Genomic DNA, 329 nt, shown 5'->3' with positions numbered 1-329 from the left:
CCACTGACGGTAAGAGGGTGGATACCATTTCCCGTCAGCAATAAGTTTCTGTCGCTCATCCCTGATGTCTTCTTTCAGCCTGATCAATGCCTGCATTCGCTGAACTTCTGCAATGTGATAATGCAGCTTACGTAATGCCGGATCATCGTACTGCGCACGAATGTGTGACTTCCGCAGACGGCATGCCTGATGAATTTCCCGACAACGTTCCCCATAACGCAGATCTGGTTTACGCCATTGTTCACGCCATGCCAGATAGCGGGCACGCAGGTCAGCACGGGCCTCAGCTCTGGCTTCACGTCGCTGCCGGCGCAGCATTGGGTCACGTT

General features: G+C 53.8%; 1 pseudogene. It reads right to left on the bottom strand.

The annotated features are described in order from the left end of the window. A pseudogene (locus RTW80_RS28190) lies at positions 1-329 on the bottom strand (relaxase NikB); the annotation flags it as partial.

This window comes from Escherichia sp. AM3, assembly GCF_032029835.1.
Lineage (GTDB): Bacteria > Pseudomonadota > Gammaproteobacteria > Enterobacterales > Enterobacteriaceae > Escherichia > Escherichia coli.
Note: the sequence above shows the minus strand (reverse complement) of the source record. Positions and strands in the feature narration are given on the sequence as shown.